The 18,393-nt window shown below is 57.3% G+C and carries 15 protein-coding genes; 9 read left to right on the top strand and 6 right to left on the bottom strand.

Going from position 1 to position 18,393, the window contains the following annotated elements:
* Positions 1-3: 3 nt before the first annotated feature.
* On the bottom strand, positions 4-2,136 hold the full coding sequence (locus JT31_RS07650) for a TonB-dependent siderophore receptor (protein WP_038475226.1): 2,133 nt from the start codon (positions 2,134-2,136) through the stop codon (positions 4-6).
* A 180-nt stretch (positions 2,137-2,316) separates the two neighbouring features.
* Between JT31_RS07650 and JT31_RS07655 the strand changes: the two genes are divergently transcribed.
* The 3 genes from JT31_RS07655 (at position 2,317) to dcuR (ending at position 5,484) form a co-directional block, all read left to right on the top strand.
* A complete protein-coding gene (locus JT31_RS07655) occupies positions 2,317-3,081 on the top strand; it encodes an AraC family transcriptional regulator (protein WP_038475229.1) in 765 nt (254 codons plus the stop codon).
* 64 nt (positions 3,082-3,145) lie between these two features.
* Positions 3,146-4,768, top strand: coding sequence for a sensor histidine kinase (locus JT31_RS07660; protein WP_038475231.1), 1,623 nt, complete (start codon positions 3,146-3,148; stop codon positions 4,766-4,768).
* Positions 4,765-5,484, top strand: a complete 720-nt coding sequence (gene dcuR / locus JT31_RS07665) for a two-component system response regulator DcuR (RefSeq protein ID WP_038475234.1) — start codon at positions 4,765-4,767, stop codon at positions 5,482-5,484. Before JT31_RS07660 ends, dcuR begins: the two co-directional genes overlap by 4 nt.
* On the opposite strand, the gene JT31_RS07670 is transcribed toward dcuR, so the two are convergent.
* A complete protein-coding gene (locus JT31_RS07670; RefSeq protein ID WP_038475236.1) occupies positions 5,465-6,433 on the bottom strand; it encodes an FAD:protein FMN transferase in 969 nt (322 codons plus the stop codon). The two genes, dcuR and JT31_RS07670, sit on opposite strands and share 20 nt — an antisense overlap.
* A 57-nt stretch (positions 6,434-6,490) precedes the next feature.
* Positions 6,491-9,271, bottom strand: coding sequence for a flavocytochrome c (locus JT31_RS07675; protein WP_038475238.1), 2,781 nt, complete (start codon positions 9,269-9,271; stop codon positions 6,491-6,493).
* Positions 9,272-9,890: 619 nt separating this feature from the next.
* Here JT31_RS07675 and JT31_RS07680 point away from each other — a divergent pair.
* The 6 genes from JT31_RS07680 to JT31_RS07705 all read left to right on the top strand — a co-directional run bounded on the left by JT31_RS07680 (position 9,891) and on the right by JT31_RS07705 (position 16,436).
* Entirely contained in the window at positions 9,891-11,402 is a 1,512-nt protein-coding gene (locus JT31_RS07680) for a DASS family sodium-coupled anion symporter (protein ID WP_038475240.1), read from the top strand.
* A 55-nt stretch (positions 11,403-11,457) separates the two neighbouring features.
* Positions 11,458-13,107, top strand: a complete 1,650-nt coding sequence (fumA, locus tag JT31_RS07685; protein WP_038475242.1) for a class I fumarate hydratase FumA — start codon at positions 11,458-11,460, stop codon at positions 13,105-13,107.
* A 112-nt stretch (positions 13,108-13,219) separates the two neighbouring features.
* Positions 13,220-14,527 carry a sensor histidine kinase gene (locus JT31_RS07690; RefSeq protein ID WP_038475244.1) on the top strand — a complete coding sequence of 436 codons (1,308 nt, stop codon included), beginning with the start codon at positions 13,220-13,222 and terminating at the stop codon, positions 14,525-14,527.
* The gene (locus JT31_RS07695; protein WP_038475246.1) at positions 14,527-15,144 is read left to right on the top strand and encodes a response regulator transcription factor; all 618 of its coding nucleotides are present in this window, start codon (positions 14,527-14,529) and stop codon (positions 15,142-15,144) included. The genes JT31_RS07690 and JT31_RS07695 overlap by 1 nt, the downstream gene beginning before the upstream one ends.
* 92 nt (positions 15,145-15,236) lie before the next feature.
* Entirely contained in the window at positions 15,237-15,734 is a 498-nt protein-coding gene (locus JT31_RS07700) for a GlcG/HbpS family heme-binding protein (RefSeq protein WP_038475248.1), read from the top strand.
* 18 nt (positions 15,735-15,752) lie between these two features.
* Complete coding sequence (locus JT31_RS07705; protein WP_081948172.1) at positions 15,753-16,436, top strand: outer membrane protein; 684 nt, start codon at positions 15,753-15,755, stop codon at positions 16,434-16,436.
* Positions 16,437-16,479: 43 nt separating this feature from the next.
* Here the strand turns inward: JT31_RS07705 and zinT are convergent, their stop codons facing one another.
* The 3 genes from zinT to JT31_RS07720 form a co-directional block, all read right to left on the bottom strand.
* Complete coding sequence (gene zinT / locus JT31_RS07710; protein WP_370527381.1) at positions 16,480-17,118, bottom strand: metal-binding protein ZinT; 639 nt, start codon at positions 17,116-17,118, stop codon at positions 16,480-16,482.
* A 125-nt stretch (positions 17,119-17,243) separates the two neighbouring features.
* Entirely contained in the window at positions 17,244-17,777 is a 534-nt protein-coding gene (locus JT31_RS07715) for a phospholipase D family protein (RefSeq protein ID WP_419177772.1), read from the bottom strand.
* Between the two features lie 2 nt (positions 17,778-17,779).
* On the bottom strand, positions 17,780-18,292 hold the full coding sequence (locus JT31_RS07720) for a GNAT family N-acetyltransferase (RefSeq protein WP_038475255.1): 513 nt from the start codon (positions 18,290-18,292) through the stop codon (positions 17,780-17,782).
* Positions 18,293-18,393: the final 101 nt, after the last annotated feature.

An 18,393-nucleotide genomic window follows, 5' to 3' on the forward strand; every position in this document is an offset into this window, starting at 1 on the left:
CGCTTACCACTGGTAGCTTAACGTGGCCACGTACTGACGCTTAACCGCGTACTCACAGCCGTTGTTCTGGCAGGCGGCGAGGTAAGTTTTGTTCGTCAGGTTGGCGGCGTTAAGCGCGAGCTGCCACTGGCGGTACTGCCAGCCAATGCGGGCGTCATACACCGTGGCTCCAGGCACCTGCAGCGAGTTGTCGGTCGTGGCATAGCTTGGGCCGACGTAACGCACGCCGCCGCCGAGGGAGAAGCCGTCCAGCGGGCCGCTGAACGCGTACTGGCTCCAGAGTTTAGCCAGGTTGCGTGAAATCCCCGTGGGGTGTTTGCCTTCGCTGCCGTCGTTCGCTTTCAGCACTTCCGGGTCGGTCAGCGAGTAAGAAGCAAGGATCTGCCAGGCTGGCGTAACGTTAATTTTTCCTTCCAGCTCGATCCCTCGGGAGCGGATCTCGCCGGTCTGCACGCTGTAGTTAACGTGATCGGGATCCGGCGTGGCGACGTTAGTCTGGCGCAGATCGAACAGCGCAAGCGTAAACAGCGCGTCCATCCCAACCGGATCGTATTTCAGCCCGACTTCGGTCTGCTTGCCTTTGGTTGGCTTAAACGCGTTACCGTTAAAGTCGGTGCCGGCGCCTGGCACGAACGAGGTCGAATAGCTGATGTATGGCGCAATGCCGTTATCAAAGTGGTACAGCAGCCCCGCGCGGCCGGTTGTCGCGTAGTCGTTGCGAGTCTGGTGAGTGTCGTTCAGCAGGTTGGTGGCTTTGGTTTGCGCGCTGTCGTAGCGCCCCGCCAGGCTCATCACCCAGTTGTCCAGCGCCAGCTGATCCTGCAGGTAAAGCCCCGTTTGATCCATCGTCGAATGGCTGCTGCTGGTGAACTCAGGCACTTCAACCGGCGTGCTGTAGTCCGGGTGGAGGTAATTCAGCGGCGAAGCGTCGCCGTAGCCCGCCCGGCTGCGCACCGAAGAGTGCATCACGTCCACGCCAAGCAGCGCGGTGTGCGACACCGGGCCGGTATCGAAACGGAATTCAGCCTGGTTATCCGCCGCAAAGTTACTCATCGTCTCGGTGAGGTTCATGGAGTAACGGTCCACCAGCGGCTGGGTCGCGTAGGTGCCGAACGGGTACACCATGCGGTAATCCGCGCTGCTGCTGCTGTAGCGGACGTTCTGGCGCAGGGTGACGCTGTCGTTCAGCTCGGTGCGGAACTGGTAGCCGATGCTGCCCTGCCTGCGGGTGTAGGAGTCAAATCCAGGCTGGCCGCCGTAGAAATCTGTGCCGATGTGACCGTTCGGGTTGTTCACCAGCGTGCCCTTCATCGGCAGCATATTGTAGAAGCCGGTATCGGGGTCCTGGCGCAGCTGCGCCAGCAGCGTCAGGCTGGTGCGGTCGTTCGGCTGCCAGGTGACGGACGGCGCAATATCGTAGTGCTGGTAGCGGGTGTGATCGACCTGGGTTTTGGTATCGAAGAAGGTGCCCGCCACGCGGCCGAGCCACTCTTTGCTGTCGGTCAGCGGGCCGGTGACGTCAAAACCGGTACCGAACTGGCTGTTATTCCCGGCGCTGACGTAAACCTGGCCGCCCGGCTGGGCCTGCGGCGTTTTGCTGACGAGGTTCACCACGCCGCCAGGGTTCGCCTGGCCGTAAAGCACCGAAGCGGGTCCTTTGACCACTTCAATGCGGGAGAGCAGGAACGGGTCCCACGCCGGGCGGCTCCACCAGGCTTCACGCGGCAGGCGCAGGCCGTCCAGATATTCGTCGGCCTCAAAGCCGCGCACCATGATGGTATCAAAGCGGGTATCCGGCCCTGCGCTTTCGGAAGAAATGCCCGCCACATAGCGCAGCGTCTCCGGAATGTTCTTTGCCGCCATGGCCGCGATTTGCGCCTGGGTCACCACCGAAATACTCTGCGGCGTGCGGCTAATCAGCGAGCTGGATTTGGTGCCCGCCACCGCCTCATGCGCCACAATGCTGGTTTCATCTTCCTGGCCGGAAGAAGAAGGTGCCGTGGCCGTAACGACCATCGTGCCATCCTGCGTAGCAGGCTTGTCCGCTGCCTGGGCAAAGCCCGCGCACGCCGCAAAGACTGCACAACTTAACGCCTTTAAAGGCATGTTCCCGTTTACCCATCCGCCCTGTTTCATATCGACCGTATCATGTTATAAGAAGAGGATCGAAATGATAATTATTCACCTTTAAAAGAGAAGAGCACCCGTGGCAGAATAGCGCGATCGGATGGAGAGATATCGCAAAGCGGACAGAGATTGTCTTAACGCGCTACTGCGTCATGAAATGGCGAGAATCGGACGAACGGCAGGCAACAGATGATAAAGCAAGGCACACAGCAGAGTCCGCAGGAAGCGTTGCTGGAAGTACGAGAACTCCATTATAGCGCAGGAAGCCAGGAACCGTTTCACGCCCACGAACAGGGCCAGCTGATTTACCCGGTCAGCGGCGTGGCGAAGATCCGCAGCGAGCAAAACGTCTGGGTCGTCGCCCCCGGCCACGCGCTCTGGCTGCCGGGGCGCCTGCCGCACGGCTTAGAGGCCATCGGCAAAGTGGTGACCCACAACCTGTACATGACGCCTGCAGCCTCGGCCGCGTTCAGCCGCCACAGCCGCAGCCTGGCCGTCACGCCGCTGTTTCAGTCCCTCACCGTGGCGGGGCTGGAAAAGCCAGCCGACCCTCAGCGCCTCTGGCTGCTGCATGACCTGCTGCACAACGAACTGCTGCGCCTGCAGGACATCGCCCTGTGCCACATCACCCTACCCCACGACCGCCGCATTCGCCAGCTTTGCGACGCGCTGTGCAGCGACCTTTCCCAGCGCGAAACCCTCGCCTGGTGGGGCAAGCGGGTTGGTGCGAGCGAAAGAACCCTGTCGCGGCTGTTCCGGGAAGAGACGCAGCTCAGTTTTACCGAATGGCGGCAGCAGATGCACCTGGTGGAAGCCGTCTGCCATCTTGCACGCGGCACCACCATCAGCACGCTCTCCAGCACGCTCGGCTACGCCAGCAGCAGCGCGTTTATCGCTATGTTCCGGAAAAAGCTGGGCGTTTCTCCGCAGAGGTATATTGGCCGCTATCTCTGACACGGCTTTTACAATCCTGTTCCTTCGGCGATAATCAGCGTTTGCGCCCCGGACCGGAACAACCATGAGCGACACGAAGCCCCCGCAAACAACGGCCAAACGCCCGATGAAACTCAGCACCTCGGTGACGCTGATGCTGTGCGCCGTCATCGGCTCGGTGCTGCTTGTGGTCTATGCGCTGTATTTTATTCAGATAAGCAACGCCACCCGCAGCGGCCTGAAAGACACCGCGCTGGCGGTGGCGAGAACCCTGGCCGACGACCCGACCATCAAATACGGCCTGACGCAGCCGCACGGCAAAGACATTATTCCACCGGTCGCCACCCGCGTGCAGGAACGTAACGATCTGCTGTTCGTGGTGGTGACCGACATGAACGGCATCCGCTTTTCGCACCCTCAGCCCGGCAATATTGGCTCCCATTTTATCGGTGATGACATTTTCCCGGCCCTGGAAGGCAAAGAGAACGTCTCGATCAACCACGGCGTGCTGGCAGAGGCTTTACGCGTATTTACCCCGGTTTATGACGAGCAGCATAAGCAGATTGGCGTGGTGGCCATCGGTATTTCGCTCAGCAAAGTGGACGAGCAGATCAGCAAAAGCCGCTGGAGCGTGCTCTGGACGGTGTTGTTCAGCGCCCTGTTCGGCTCGCTCGGCACCTGGGTGCTGGTGCGCGTGCTGAAGCGCATTCTGTTCGGCTTCGAACCGTATGAAATTTCCGCGCTGTTCGAGCAGCGCCAGGCGATGCTTCAGTCCGTTAAAGAGGGCATTATCGCCGTTGACCGCGAGGGCCGGGTAACGCTCATCAACCACGCGGCGCGCAAGCTGCTGCTCTCCCCGGACGATTTCCGCCTCGGCAAAACCGTGCCGCCGGGGCCGCTGGTGGCGACGCTGTGCGAAGTGCTCCACACCGGCACGTCAATTCAGGACAGGCAAATCATCAGCTACGGCCGGCTGGTATTGTGTAATGCCGTGCCAATTCGTATAAATAACCAGGTGATCGGCGCCATCAGCACCTTCCGCGATAAAACGGAAATCAATTTGTTGACCCAGCGTGTAGACGGCATGGTGAATTATGTCGACGCGCTGCGCGAGCGCTCACACGAGTTTATGAACAAGCTGCACGTGATCCTCGGCCTGCTGCAGCTTAAGCATTACGACAAGCTTGAAGAGTACATTCTGCAAACCGCGAGCAATTACCAGACGGAAATTGGCACGCTGCAGAGCAAAATTAAGTCGCCGGTGATTGCCGGGTTCCTGATTGGCAAGATTAACCGCGCGCGTGAAGCGGGCCATCACCTGGCGCTTGCAGAGGAATGCCAGTTGCCGGACAACCCGAACGAGCTGCAGGTGATGGCGCTGATTACCGCGCTGGGCAACCTGATAGAAAACGCGCTGGACGCGATGAGCGGCCAGCCTGACGGCGAAGTCGGCGTCCTGCTGCATTACCAGAACGGCGTGCTGAGCGTCGAAGTGAGCGACGACGGGCCGGGCATCGAGCCGGACCATATTCAGTCTATTTTTGACAAAGGCTACTCCACCAAAGGCGAGCAGCGTGGCGTAGGCCTGTTCCTCGCCCGGCAGCAGATTGAGCGGCTTGGCGGCAGTATTCAGGTGGAGTCAGAACCCGGCGTCTTCACCCAATTCTTTGTGCAGTTACCCTGGGATAGTGAAAGGAACAATGCGTGATTAATGTCTTAATTGTTGATGATGATGCGATGGTCGCGGAGCTTAACCGCGCCTACGTCAGCCAAATCCCGGGCTTTAGCTGCTGCGGTTCCGCCTCCACGCTGAAACAGGCGCGGGAGATGGTCAGCAACCCGGAGTTAAAAATAGATTTAATTCTGCTGGATGTGTATATGCAGCAGGATAACGGCCTGGATCTGCTGCCTACGCTGCGTGAAGCGGGGCAAACCATCGACGTGATCGTTATCTCGTCGGCGGCCGACGCGGCCACCATCCAGAAGTCGATGCACTACGGCGTGGTCGATTATCTGATTAAACCGTTCCAGTTCCCGCGCTTTGAAGAGGCGCTAACCAACTGGCGCGAGAAGAAAAACCTGATGGGCACCCATAAGTATTATGAGCAGGCTGACGTCGACCGTCTGCTGCACGGTGGCTCGCCGGTGGTGGCGGACGCCAAGCGCCTGCCGAAGGGGCTGACGCCGCAAACGCTGCGCACCATTTGCCAGTGGATCGACACGCACCCAACGGAAGAGTTCTCCACCGACGAGCTGGCGGCGGCGGTGAATATCTCTCGCGTGTCATGCCGTAAGTATTTGATCTGGCTCGCACAGATTAATATTCTGTTCACCAGCATTCACTACGGCATGACCGGCCGCCCGGTTTACCGCTACCGCCTGCAGGTTGAGCAGCTTGGCCTGCTTAAGCAGTACTGCCAGTAATCAGTTGGTAGCCGTCAGCCAGTAACGTAAAGCGGAACTGGCTGGCGGAAGAGAGAATAATCTCTCGCCTTTTGGTCACAAAAATCGCCTCGATATCGGGGCGATTTGCCAACACCGCACAGCCTTTTTCTACGCCCATGCCATAAATCAACGTGGTCCAGATATCCCCGTCTATGGAGTCGGTGGAAACGATCGTCACGCTATCAAGATCGTTGTCCAGCGGGTAGCCGGTACGCGGATCGAGAATGTGGTGATAGCGTTTGCCATCCAGTTCGAAATAGCGCTCGTAAACGCCGGACGTCACCACCGACTTGTTTGCCACCTCAATCACGCCCAGCATCTCGTCGGGGCCGCTAAACGGCTTTTTCAGGCCAATGGACCAGCCGCCTTCCGGCGAGCCCAGGGTCTGCACGTTGCCCCCGAGATTAATCAGCCCCTGCTCCACGCCCTGGCGCTTCAGGAAGTCACGTACGCGGTCGGCAATATAGCCCTTGGCTATCGCGCCCAGATCGATTTCCATGCCGGTATGCGCCAGATAAACGCTGCCTTCGGCTTCGTCCAGCACCACCTGATGCGGCTGCGTGCGCGGCAGCAGCGCGGCAATATCCTGCTCCGGCGGGACGCTGTCGCCCTTGAAGCCAATCTTCCAGCGTTTCACCAGCGGGCCGATGGCCAGATTAAAGATACTGTCGGGAAACAGGCTGGCGGCTTTCGCGCACTTAATAAGCTCAAACACCGGGCGGCTGACGGTGACCGGGTGCCTGCCCGCGGCGTGATTAATGCTCATCACCTGGGATTCGGCCCGGTTAACGGTCAGGAGGTCTTCGTATTGTTTAATCAGGCGGAACACCTGAGAGGCGAGCGTTTCGTTATGTTCGAACAGTTTGAGGAGGATGGGCGAACCCATTAATACCGCGGAGTACCCGTAAACACCTTCGGTTTGTGACATAGCGGCTCCTTTAGCTGAAAGGGTTGCGCCCCGGCACTGGCCGGAGCGCATTCGGGCTTAGCGTTTTGCCCAGCTTGCCGCCTGATGGCCCGCCAGGGTACCAAAGACAATAATATCAGCCACCGCGTTACCGCCGATGCGGTTCCCGCCGTGAATCCCACCGGCCACTTCACCCGCGGCGAACACGCCAGGGATAACCTGATGCTGTTTATCCAGCACTTCGGTTTCAGCGTTGATGGTCACGCCGCCCATGGTGTGGTGCACCCCTGGGGCGATACGGATGGCGTGGAACGGGCCATCTTTAATCGGGTTACGCAGCGCGGTTTTACGGCCAAAATCTTCGTCGTACTGATTTTCCACGAAGCCGTTGTAACGCTCAAGCGTGGCGAGGAACGTGTGGTAATCCATGCCGAGTTTTTCCGCCAGCTCGCGTGGACCTTCAGCGCTAACCACAAAGCCTTTGGCGATGTACTCATCCGCCGCTTTGTTTTTAGTGCGCACGTTCTCGTCGAACACGATATAAGCGAATTTCTCCGGCAGCGCGATAATCTGCGCCGACACTTTATCGCGGGTTTCCATTTCGTTAAAGAAACGGCTGCCTTTCTGGTTCACGAGGATAGCCCCGCCGCCGCGAATGGACTCAGAAATCAGGTACGACGTGGTTTGCTCTACGGTTGGGTGAATCTGAATTTCGCCCATATCCACCGTGCCGGCACCCAGTTTTTCCAGCAGGGCGATACCGCCGCCGGTCGCGCCTTTATGGTTAGTAGTTACAAACCCTTCCAGGTCAGGACGGTATTTCACCACCATCTGGCTGTTGGCGCTGAAGCCGCCGGTCGCCACGATAACGCTTTTCGCGTGCACCGTGAGCGCTTCGTTTTCGTCCGTCAGCAGCGCTACGCCGCTCACCGCGCCCTGCTCAAACAGAATGTCCGTTACCGCCGTTTCCATCAGCACGTCGATGCTGCGTTTGTTGATGTTACGCAGCAGGCCGCTGATCAGATAGCCGCCAACCGCCGATCCGTCGCGAGGGCGGTGGGTACGGTCAATGCTCATCCCGCCGGTGGTGGTGATGTCGTTCAGCATGATGCCGCGATCCGCCAGCCACTCAATCGCCTGCGGGGCGTTTTCCACAAAGCGGTGCAGCAGCTCAGGGTTGTTTTTGTTGTAGCCGCCCTTCAGGGTTTCGGCGTAGAACAGCTCTTTGCTGTCGAAAATGCCTTTTACGCGCTGGAAGCGAGTTTCCGCCGCGTTCATCCCGGCTGAAGCCTTAACGGTGTTCCCGCCGATGGACGGCATTTTCTCAACGATCAGAACGCTGGCACCTTCGTCATGCGCCTGAATCGCCGCCGCCAGACCGGCACCGCCGCTGCCTACGACCACAACGTCGTAGCTCTGCGGGGCGCTAACGCCGCCGCTTTCTTCAAACGCCTGCTGTTTGCTGGATTTCACCATCGCTTTAGAAACGGCTTTTTTCACCGCTTCGCTCTGGGACGTTGCGCCAGAAATGGCGTCCACAAACGGCGAGTTAGCGGTCAGAATGCGGGTACGAATTTCTTCGAAGTTAGTGGTGAATTCAACGTCGTCCTGTGGGCCAGAGGCCAGCGCGATATCGGCGATACGATCGCTGTCTAAGCTGACGTTGATCACCAGCTGGTTGACGTCATCGCTAACGGTTTCTTCGAAAATCCCCGGTTTGAACTTAGAGGCGCCGCCCATGCTCATGTCGCGGATCATCGCCTCGACCAGCGAGAAGCGCCACAGCGGCTCAGGGATGGTCAGCTCTTCACGTTTGGTGCTGTCGATAAACAGATCCAGCACTTCGCCGTTGGCGATGCGGGCAGTCCAGTCCGGGTAGGCGATGCAGGCGCGGCCTACGGCCACGAGGTCATAACCGTGCTCCAGCGCGGTTTCCACGTCGGAAGCATTCACGATGCCGCCCACGCCCATCACCGGGATCTGCGCCAGCGCCTCTGAACGCATTTCGCAGTATTTGTTGATCAGCGGCGTTGGGTCAGTGGTGTCGTTGATCGACGGACGCAGCGAGTAGCCCAGGGAGAAGTGCAGGTAGTCCAGACCGCGAGCGGCCAGTTTTTCCAGCAGGTACATGGTGTCGTCAAAGCGAATCCCAGGGACTTCAAGCTCTTCCGGGGAGAAGCGATAGCCGATGATGAACGCGTCGTCGGCGTACTGGCGCACCATTTGATGGGTGATATCCAGCACAGCGAGCGGGAACTTAGCGCGGTTGTCGCGGCTGCCGCCCCATTCGTCGTCGCGCTGGTTTGAGTTCGGGGAATAGAACTGCTGGATCAGGTAGGTGTTTGCGCCGTGAATTTCCACGCCGTCAAAACCGGCCTGAATTGCGCGGCGAACGGCGTCACCGAATTTGCCCACCATGCCTGCCACTTCTTCAGTGGTCAGGGCGTTCGGCGTAGCTGCGCCGTCACGAGGTGCAGCCAGCGCGCTTGGCGCAACCGGCGTACGGCCACCGATGAGCTTAGGGTCGACCATGCGGCCGCCGTGGTAAATCTGCAGCAGTGCTCTGGAGCCTTCACCCTTAATCGCGGAGGCGATTTTCGCCAGTCCGGCAATTTTCTCGTCGTTATCAATCCCGATAGCGCCCGGGAAAGCGAGGCCCAGATCGTCAATAAAACAGCATTCCACCACGATGGTGCCGATGCTGCCGGCGCGTACGCGGTAGTATTCCACCAGCTCTTCGGTCACGGTGCCATCAAAATACCCGGTACAGGTGGTCATCGGTGCCATTAACAGACGATTTTTTAACGCCGTACCGTTAGGTAAAGTAAATGGGCTTAACATGTGTTTGTCGGTGCTCATAATGTCGACTCCAAACTTTAAATTTTAAAACTGAGAATTGGGTTGCTGGCACTATTTTCATTCTGGTTATTGGCCATTTCGCATATCAACAATATAAGACTATTTTTAGTTACCAAACTATTTACGTTAGTTTAAAAACTATTGAAGAACGGTGATAACACAATTACCCACAACGTGTTATTAATTAAAATATAAAAGATAACAGATTATTAAATTAATATAACATTTCAGTTACCTTGCTCACGAACAACAAAAACACAAGCCAGGCCTTACAAGGAGCGGAATCGAGTCAGCTTGAACCACTAAAAATGGACTTAAAGGCGCATTTTTAATGATCAAATTGATAACTTTTTTGCGTAAATAACCCTGCAAACAGGCGAACTATTATTTTTTTATAAAAGAATAAACAGAATGCTGTTTCTTGATCTCGATCAATTGTCATATACCCCGAAAGCGCAATATATAATTATCCAAAGAATTTAATTCACCGCTGATAAAAAGCGATGAATGGTTATTTCCGCTACAACCAGAAAACAACATTTAATTAATAAAGAAAGTTTAAAAACTAAAGTAAGCGGAAATAAAAACAGAATCCTTAACTCCTTATAACGGTGTCATTATGAGTGTAATAACCACCAATCTACCGCCGCTCAACGAGAGCACTAAAAAAGCAGGCAGCAACAAACGTTGGCTGATGATGGCGCTGCCCGTCATTGTGGCATTGTTGCTGCTGTTGGTTCCGGTTCCGGACGGCCTGCCGCCGTACGCCTGGCACTTCTTTGCTGTCTTCGTCGGCGTCATCGTCGGGCTTATCTTCGAGCCGCTGCCGGGCGCCGTTATCGGCCTGACCGGGATCGTCGTCATTTCGCTCGGCAGCCAGTGGCTGCTGTTCAGCCCGGAGCAAATGGCCGACCCGAAATTCAAGCTGGCAGGTGCCTCCTTTAAATGGGCGGTCAGCGGCTTCGGTAACTCTACCGTCTGGCTTATCTTCGGCGCGTTTATGTTCGCCGCCGGCTACGATAAAACCCAGTTTGGCCGTCGCCTGGCGCTGATTCTGGTGAAATACCTTGGCCGTCGCAGCCTGACGCTGGGCTACGCCATTGCCTTCGCCGACCTGCTGCTGGCGCCGTTTACCCCGTCCAACACCGCACGTAGCGGCGGGACAATCTACCCGATTATCGCCAACCTGCCGCCGCTGTACGGCTCTAAACCTAACGACCCGAGCGCACGTAAAATCGGTTCTTACCTGATGTGGGTGGCGATTACCGCAGCCTGTATCACCAGCTCAATGTTCCTCTCTGCCCTGGCCCCTAACCTGCTGGCGCTGGCGCTGGTGAAAAGCATCGTCGGGATCAACATCTCCTGGGGCATGTGGTTCCTCGCCTTCCTGCCGCTTGGCCTGCTGTTACTGCTGACCATGCCGCTGCTGGCCTACTGGCTCTACCCGCCTGAAGTGAAAGTGAACGACGAAGTGCCGAAATGGGCGAGCCGTGAGCTGGAAAAACTGGGCAAACTGTCCCGCAACGAAATCCTGCTGCTGGTGTTCGTCTGCTCCGCGCTGGTGATGTGGATCTTCGCGGCAAGCTGGATTGAGCCTGCGCTGGCTGCCCTGCTGGTTATCGTCCTGATGCTGTGGACCGGCGTCCTGAACTGGAACGACATCACCAATAACAAAGCGGCGTGGAACACCTTCGTCTGGTTCGCCACCCTGGTTGCCCTGGCCGATGGTCTGTCTTCTACCGGCTTCATCTCCTGGTTAGGTAAAGAAGGCGGCGCGCTGATGACCGGCATCGCCCCTGGCACCGCGACCATCGTGCTGCTGCTGGCGTTCTACCTGCTGCACTACCTGTTTGCGAGCACCACCGCGCATACCACCGCGCTGCTGCCGGCGATGCTGACCATCGCCTCCACCATTCCGGGCATGAATATGGAAGTGTTCTGTCTGCTGATGGTGACCTCGCTGGGTATCATGGGCATCATCACCCCGTACGGCACCGGCCCGAGCCCTATCTACTACGGTAGCGGCTACCTGCCAACCAAAGATTACTGGCGCCTGGGCACCATCTTCGGCGGCCTGTTCCTGGTCGCGCTGCTGGTGATTGGTTATCCGTGGATGTCCCTGATGTTCTGATTTAAAGCCGCTGGAGGGTGACCTCCGGCGGTTTATTTTTATGGAGTAATGAGCTATGTCGAACAAACCTTTTGTTTACCAAAATCCCTTCCCGCTGGCGCATGACGACACCGAATATTACCTGTTAACCCGCGACCACGTTTCCGTCAGCGAATTTGAAGGCCAGTCCATTCTTAAGGTGGATCCTCAGGCGCTGACCCTGCTGGCACAGCAGGCGTTTCACGATGCGGCTTTTATGCTGCGCCCGGCCCATCAGCAGCAGGTGGCGAGCATCCTGAGCGACCCGGAAGCCAGCGAAAACGACAAATACGTCGCGCTGCAGTTCCTGCGTAACTCCGAAATCTCGGCCAAAGGCATTCTGCCAACCTGCCAGGACACCGGCACCGCCATCATCATGGGTAAAAAAGGCCAGCGCGTCTGGACCGGCGGCGGCGATGAAGCGGCGCTGTCTCAGGGCGTGTACAACACCTATATTGAAGATAACCTGCGCTACTCTCAGAACGCGGCGCTGGATATGTACAAAGAGGTGAATACCGGCACCAACCTGCCAGCGCAGATTGACCTCTACAGCGTGGACGGCGACGAATACAAATTCCTGTGTGTGGCTAAAGGCGGCGGTTCGGCCAACAAAACCTATCTCTACCAGGAAACCAAAGCGCTGATCACCCCGGCGAAGCTGAAAAATTACCTGGTTGAGAAAATGCGTACCCTGGGCACCGCAGCCTGCCCGCCGTACCACGTGGCGTTTGTTATCGGCGGCACCTCCGCTGAATCTACGCTGAAAACCGTGAAGCTGGCGTCGACCCATTACTACGACGGTCTGCCAACCGAAGGCAACGAGCACGGCCAGGCGTTCCGCGACGTGCAGCTTGAACAAGAACTGCTGGAAGAAGCGCAGAAGCTCGGCCTGGGCGCCCAGTTCGGCGGCAAATACTTCGCCCACGACATCCGCGTGGTTCGCCTGCCGCGTCACGGCGCATCCTGCCCGATCGGCATGGGCGTCTCCTGCTCCGCCGACCGTAACATCAAGGCGAAAATCAACAAAGACGGCATCTGGATTGAGAAACTGGAAAGCAACCCAGGCAAATACATTCCGGAAGCATTGCGTCAGGCCGGGGAAGGCGAAGCGGTGAAAGTGAACCTGAACCGCCCGATGAACGAGATCCTCGCTCAGCTGTCCGGGTTCCCTGTTTCCACCCGTCTGTCGCTCAGCGGCACCATCATCGTGGCGCGTGACATCGCCCACGCGAAGCTGAAAGAGCGCCTGGACAACGGGGAAGAGCTGCCGCAGTACGTGAAAGATCACCCGATTTACTACGCGGGCCCGGCTAAAACGCCTGAAGGTTATGCCTCTGGTTCCCTGGGCCCAACCACCGCAGGCCGCATGGATTCCTACGTGGATCAGCTGCAGGCCAACGGCGGCAGCATGGTAATGCTGGCCAAAGGTAACCGCAGCCAGCAGGTGACGGACGCCTGCCACAAACACGGCGGCTTCTACCTCGGCAGCATCGGCGGCCCGGCTGCCGTACTGGCGCAAAACAGCATCAAGAGCCTTGAACTGGTGGAATACCCTGAGCTGGGTATGGAAGCCATCTGGAAAATCGAAGTGGAAGACTTCCCGGCGTTTATCCTGGTGGATGACAAAGGCAACGACTTCTTCCAGCAGATCCAGAACAAACAGTGCGCGGGCTGTAACAAACACTGAGTTTTCTAAAAGCTGAACAAGACGGGCACACAAGCGCCCGTCTTTTTTTTGCCTAAAAGTTACTCCATACTGAAGCCCACGTTTTAACCCGTCGCCGACAAAAGGACTCCGCATGTTAAGGATAATCAGCTGGCTGCTGCTCACGCTGCTTAGCTGCGCGGGGCTTGGTGCCTGGTTCTTGCAGCAGCAGTACGAAGAGAAGTCCGCCGACTTCCGCATTCTTTATCGTGAAATTACGGTCAAGCTGTCGCAGCACGACGCCATCATCCCGCTGCTGCCGGCCAGTCAGGACGCCGGTGAAGTACAAAAGATCCTGCCGCAGCTTGTCCTGTGGCGGCGGCATAACAACCTTGAACCGCGCCTGCCCGTCGTTGCTGAAGCCCATGGCCGCTACTGGCTGAACCGCCCTAACCTTTCGCTGCTGATTGATCTCCCGACGTTGCTCGACACGCTCGGCGAGAAAAAGAACTTCAGGCATCTGGCCATCAGCTGGAATAACACAATACTTTGCGAACATGGCGACGCCGCCGCAGATTACTGGCGGTGGGATAAAACCGTCGCCAGCCCTACGCAGCCGTTTTTAGTTTCGGTCAGCGACAGCCCTGAATGGGCGAAGCTGCCCTGGTGGCTTATCTTTTCTCCTGCACTTTTCTGGGCGCTGGCGATTTATTTGCTGACGCTGTATCAGGCGAATAAGCGCCGCCGGGATATTGCCGATCTACGCGCCCGCTACGCCGAACTGACGCGGCTGAATACCATGGGGGAGCTGGCGGCAGGCATGGTGCATGAGCTAAACCAGCCGCTAACCGCCGTTATGAGCTACAACCAGGCGGCGGTGAGGCTGATCAAGCAGGAGAATCCGGCCCAGGTTCCTGACCTGCTGGATGCCGCCGTGCTACAAATCAAGCGCATCGACGCCCTGCTCAGCCAGTTCCGCCAGAAGCTCACCAGCGAACGTGCCGAGTACCAGCAGGTCGATCTCCAAAGACTTTGGCAGCGGGTGTGTAAACTTCTGGATAACGAACTTCGCGGCGGCAAAATCCGCGCCACCAGCCAGTTTGCTGACGACCTGCCGCCGCTGTTTGCCCCGCCGCTTTGGGTGGAGCAAATCCTGCATAACATCGCCAGTAACGCGATTCAGGCACAAACCGGTGGTACAGGCTGGATACATCTGGACGCCAGGATTGAAAATCAGGGTATCGCGCTGACGCTGACCGACGGCGGGCCGGGGCTTTCCCCCGAAGCGCTGGAACAGGTCTTTATCCCGTTCTTCACCACCCGCGCGCAAGGCATCGGGCTAGGAATGGCGCTCGCCGATACGCTAATACAGCGCCTGAACGGCACCATTGAAGCCGGCAACACGCCAGGAAGCGGAGCCTGCTTCCGCCTTTGGTTCCCGCTACGGGATGAGGAGAAATAATGGAACCGCGCATCTGGCTGATTGACGATGACGCCGCCATTCGCGACTCGCTGAGCCTCCTGCTTTCTACCGTCGGCTGGCAAACTCACGCTTTCGACAGCGCCCTGGCTTTTCAGCAGCACGCCGGTGACCTTAGCCAGCTCGACGGCTGCATGCTGCTGGATATTCGGATGCCGGGAAAAACCGGGCTGACGCTGCTGGAGGAATGGACGCAGCAAGGCCTGACGCTGCCGGTGATTATCATGACCGGACACGGCAACATCGACCTGTGCCGCCGGGCTTTTAAGAACGGTGCCTTTGAGTTTCTGACCAAGCCCGTTGATGCCGATCTGCTGTTCGAGGCCGTCGGGGCGGCGATGGAACAGCAAAAGGCCCGGTTTGAGGCACGGCAAAAATGGCGGCCGCTGCAGGAGAAACTGGCGATGCTTACCGCGCGAGAAAAAGAGATGCTGGAGCAGCTCATTCAGGGTTATTCCAGCAAGGAAATTGCCCAGCAGTGCTCGCTTTCCCCTCGCACCGTGGAAGCGCACCGCGCCAATATTTTCTCCAAGCTGGAAGTGAATTCCCTGCCTAAGCTGCTAAAAACCTACGGCGACATCGCCAAAGAGCCTAAGTAAAACTACCTGGAAAGTTAGGTGTTCGCGTCAATTTCCCGCCTGCGCCTCGTTTCATAATATTGCCCCATAACCAACAACTCTGGAGCAACATCATGAAACGTCTTCTGTTAAGCGCCCTGCTGCTGGGCGGCATCGTCTCTACCGCCAGCGCCGCCACCGGCGTGCTGAGCCAGAAAAACATCTCCCTTGAGCTGGCCGACAAGCTGGCACAAAGCGTCCTTCAGGTGTGCGCCAAAGATAACTACAACGTGGCTGTCACCGTGGTTGACCGCTCAGGCACGCCGCTGGTGATGAAGCGCATGGACAACGCCGGGCCGCACACGGTGGAAGCCAGCCGCATGAAGGCCTTCACTTCCCTGACCACTAAAAACCCAACCGACAACGTGATGAAAGGCTCTCAGTCCAACGCGGGTGCGGCCAATATGCGTGATATCCCAGGCTTCCTGCTGCTGGCGGGCGGCGTGCCGGTGAAGGCCGGTGAACAGGTGATTGGCGCGGTCGGCGTCGGCGGCGCACCGGGCGGCCATCTGGATCAGGCCTGTGCGCTGGAAGGGCTGAAAAGCATTGATAAAGAGCTGAACGCGGGCTAACACGACAAGGTGCGGGATATGAATCACAAGAAAAGTTTACTGGCGCTGGCGCTTTTGCTGAGCGCTGGACATGCCGTCGCGGCCACCAGCGATGAAGGCTACTACGCCTCGGCGAAATACGTGCACAGCGAACAGCGTGCCAGCGACCAGGACACCAGCAGCCGCCCGGGCGTTGGCCAGTTTGTTGACGGCAAAGAAAAAGACAGGCTCGGCGGCGCTTCGCTGGCGGCGGGCTACCAGTACGGCAACGGCTGGCGCACCGAAGGGGAATACACCTTCCGCCAGAAAACCGAGTTTACCAGCGGCTCCACCGCTTTCCCGACAAGCTTCAACCACCTGAAGCTGAACACCGAGCGGCTGATGCTTAACGTTTATCGCGACTACGATCTCGGCTATGGCGTGTCGCTATTTGGTACCGCTGGCGTCGGCGTTGCAAAAGTGAAAGCCGGCGGCTGGCAGGGCAACACGTCCCGTGAATATGCCGACAGCACGCAAAACAATCTCGCTTATTCGCTGGGCGCGGGCGTCAGCTACTCGCCAGTCGATCGCCTGAGCATCGACGTTGGCTACCGCTATGTGGATATGGGAAAAGTGGAAAGTGGCTACAACACTTTCGGCAACGTGCGCGGCCTGAAGGACGAGCAGATGAAGGCTCGCCTGGCCTCCAGCGAGTTCACCATTGGGACTCGTTACCTGTTCTAAGCGTCAAAGCAGCGGGCCGCGAAGACGCGCCCGCTTAACTTCGTTAGTGATGCAGCATCTCGTCGACAACCTGGGCTTTGGTCATATTGTACGGGTAAAACGTCGGCCAGTTATCCATCTCTTTCAGCAAGGCATCTTGTGATTCACTCCCCATAAAGATATGGAAATGCTGCGACTGACGCGGGGCAATGATGTGGTCGCTAAACTGGACGAACTTCGGCGCTTTTGACTGCGCATCTTTGCACTCAAACAGATAACGAACGCCCTTCTTTCCCGAGGTGTAGGTCAGGATTTTGTGTCCGGCGTAGTCGTAGCGGCAGCTTTGCACCTCTTTGCCGACGTGAAACTCGATGACGTTATTTTCAATACCCATCGTCTCCACGTTTGTCGCATAGCCCTTTTGGTAATACGCCCGGTACTCCGCCAGGCTCTTGCCACTCTTTTTGGCTTTTTTCTCCAGCACAGGATCCAGATCCCCGCTCAACAGATACGGATTGACCGACTGCCAGACGCCGTCCCAGTCGGACAGGGCGCGATCTTTCACGTTCACGTCGTCAAAGATCCCTTCACTCGCCTTTTGTTCCACTTCAGTCAACGGCTTGCCGTGATGATGACCGTGCGCCAGCGCCTGATGCCCAGCCAGCAACACGCCCATGCCCAGAATAAACGCCGATTTTCTCATGATCATAATGTCCCCTTGTGTATCCCTTACACGAAAAGAAAGAACGTTATAACATAACAAATGAAACATCAATCAGGTTTTCAAAAGGGCTCACAAGGACGAGTGAAGGTATGGGGTGGAAAAGTTTATTGAATTAATTTGAAAGGCACGCCCAGCGCCCAGCGGCTTTCCCAGTGGGCAACGTACTGGCGGGCGATGTCCGGCATGTCGCGGAGCACCACCACGTTTTCGCTGTTTTCTGTTTCCGCTGAAGGCGCGTAATTAAACGAACCGGTTTCAACGGTTTGATCATCCACGATGATCGTTTTGTCGTGCTGGATGTGATAATGCCCGTCGATGCGCAGCTGAACGCCGTTCGCGACGGCAAAGTTCATCGCTTTCAGGCTGGCTTTGTTCTGATTGCGCTTTTTATCAACCACTACGCGCACCTCAACGCCCCGCTTTTTCGCGTCCACCAGCGCCTGAGCAATGTCGGGAGCCTGGAAGGAGTAACCTATCATGCGGATAGACTTTTTCGCCCCGGCGATAACCTGCAGCACAAGCGCCCGCGCCGAGCCTTCCGGCGAAAAGCCAACCTGAACGTTCGGTGTGGCAATGGCCGCCGCAGGCAGGCTCAGTGCGGCAATCAAAAAAGCAGACAGAAGACCTGATTTGATCACGTTTAAAGACTCCTGCCCAGAATATGTATGGTGCTGGTTTGCGTGGCGCTGGAAAACGTTTCGCTGGTTAAGTGGCGCATACCCTGGGCCTGGTAAAACCGCCTTGCGCCGAGGTTCCCCTCCAGCACTTCCAGCCAGAGGTAGCTCTGCTCTCGTTTCTGCGCCAGCTGCAGCACTTCTTCGAACAGCAGCCTGCCGTAGTTTTTACCCGTCTCGCCGGGCGCCAGGTAGAGCTTGTTAAGCAAAGCGCCGGCAAAAGAATGCTCCGGTACCGGGCGGTTCCAGCTGATTTTGGTAAACCCGACCGGCTTTTCAGCCTCGGCAATAAACCAGCTGACCGTAGGATCGGCCAGGCTTTCGGCCAGCGTATCCTGGGCGTATTCCTGCTCAATAAAGGCCTGAAGTTCCTCATCGGAAACCCAATACTGTTCAAAGTGATAGCGATAGCTGGTGCTACCCAGCGCCGCCAAAAGCGGGGCATCTTCAGGTTTTGCTCTGCGTATTTTCAAACTCATGGCATTAACTCACGGTGAAGGTTTCAGGCAACTCATAACGGAACGGACAAACATATTGCTCCAGCCGCCGATAAAATGCAGCTTTATTTTCTTTATCCCTT

The organism is Cedecea neteri (genome assembly GCF_000757825.1).
GTDB lineage: Bacteria > Pseudomonadota > Gammaproteobacteria > Enterobacterales > Enterobacteriaceae > Cedecea > Cedecea selenatireducens.

What these genes read in the sequence shown, in the direction of transcription:
- JT31_RS07650 (WP_038475226.1), bottom strand. Translation starts at nt 2,136, where the DNA reads ATGAAACAGGGCGGATGGGTAAACGGGAACATGCCTTTAAAGGCGTTA.
- JT31_RS07655 (WP_038475229.1), top strand. Translation starts at nt 2,317, where the DNA reads ATGATAAAGCAAGGCACACAGCAGAGTCCGCAGGAAGCGTTGCTGGAA.
- JT31_RS07660 (WP_038475231.1), top strand. Translation starts at nt 3,146, where the DNA reads ATGAGCGACACGAAGCCCCCGCAAACAACGGCCAAACGCCCGATGAAA.
- JT31_RS07670 (WP_038475236.1), bottom strand. Translation starts at nt 6,433, where the DNA reads ATGTCACAAACCGAAGGTGTTTACGGGTACTCCGCGGTATTAATGGGT.
- JT31_RS07675 (WP_038475238.1), bottom strand. Translation starts at nt 9,271, where the DNA reads ATGAGCACCGACAAACACATGTTAAGCCCATTTACTTTACCTAACGGT.
- JT31_RS07680 (WP_038475240.1), top strand. Translation starts at nt 9,891, where the DNA reads ATGAGTGTAATAACCACCAATCTACCGCCGCTCAACGAGAGCACTAAA.
- fumA (WP_038475242.1), top strand. Translation starts at nt 11,458, where the DNA reads ATGTCGAACAAACCTTTTGTTTACCAAAATCCCTTCCCGCTGGCGCAT.
- JT31_RS07690 (WP_038475244.1), top strand. Translation starts at nt 13,220, where the DNA reads ATGTTAAGGATAATCAGCTGGCTGCTGCTCACGCTGCTTAGCTGCGCG.
- JT31_RS07695 (WP_038475246.1), top strand. Translation starts at nt 14,527, where the DNA reads ATGGAACCGCGCATCTGGCTGATTGACGATGACGCCGCCATTCGCGAC.
- JT31_RS07700 (WP_038475248.1), top strand. Translation starts at nt 15,237, where the DNA reads ATGAAACGTCTTCTGTTAAGCGCCCTGCTGCTGGGCGGCATCGTCTCT.
- JT31_RS07705 (WP_081948172.1), top strand. Translation starts at nt 15,753, where the DNA reads ATGAATCACAAGAAAAGTTTACTGGCGCTGGCGCTTTTGCTGAGCGCT.
- zinT (WP_370527381.1), bottom strand. Translation starts at nt 17,118, where the DNA reads ATGAGAAAATCGGCGTTTATTCTGGGCATGGGCGTGTTGCTGGCTGGG.
- JT31_RS07720 (WP_038475255.1), bottom strand. Translation starts at nt 18,292, where the DNA reads ATGAGTTTGAAAATACGCAGAGCAAAACCTGAAGATGCCCCGCTTTTG.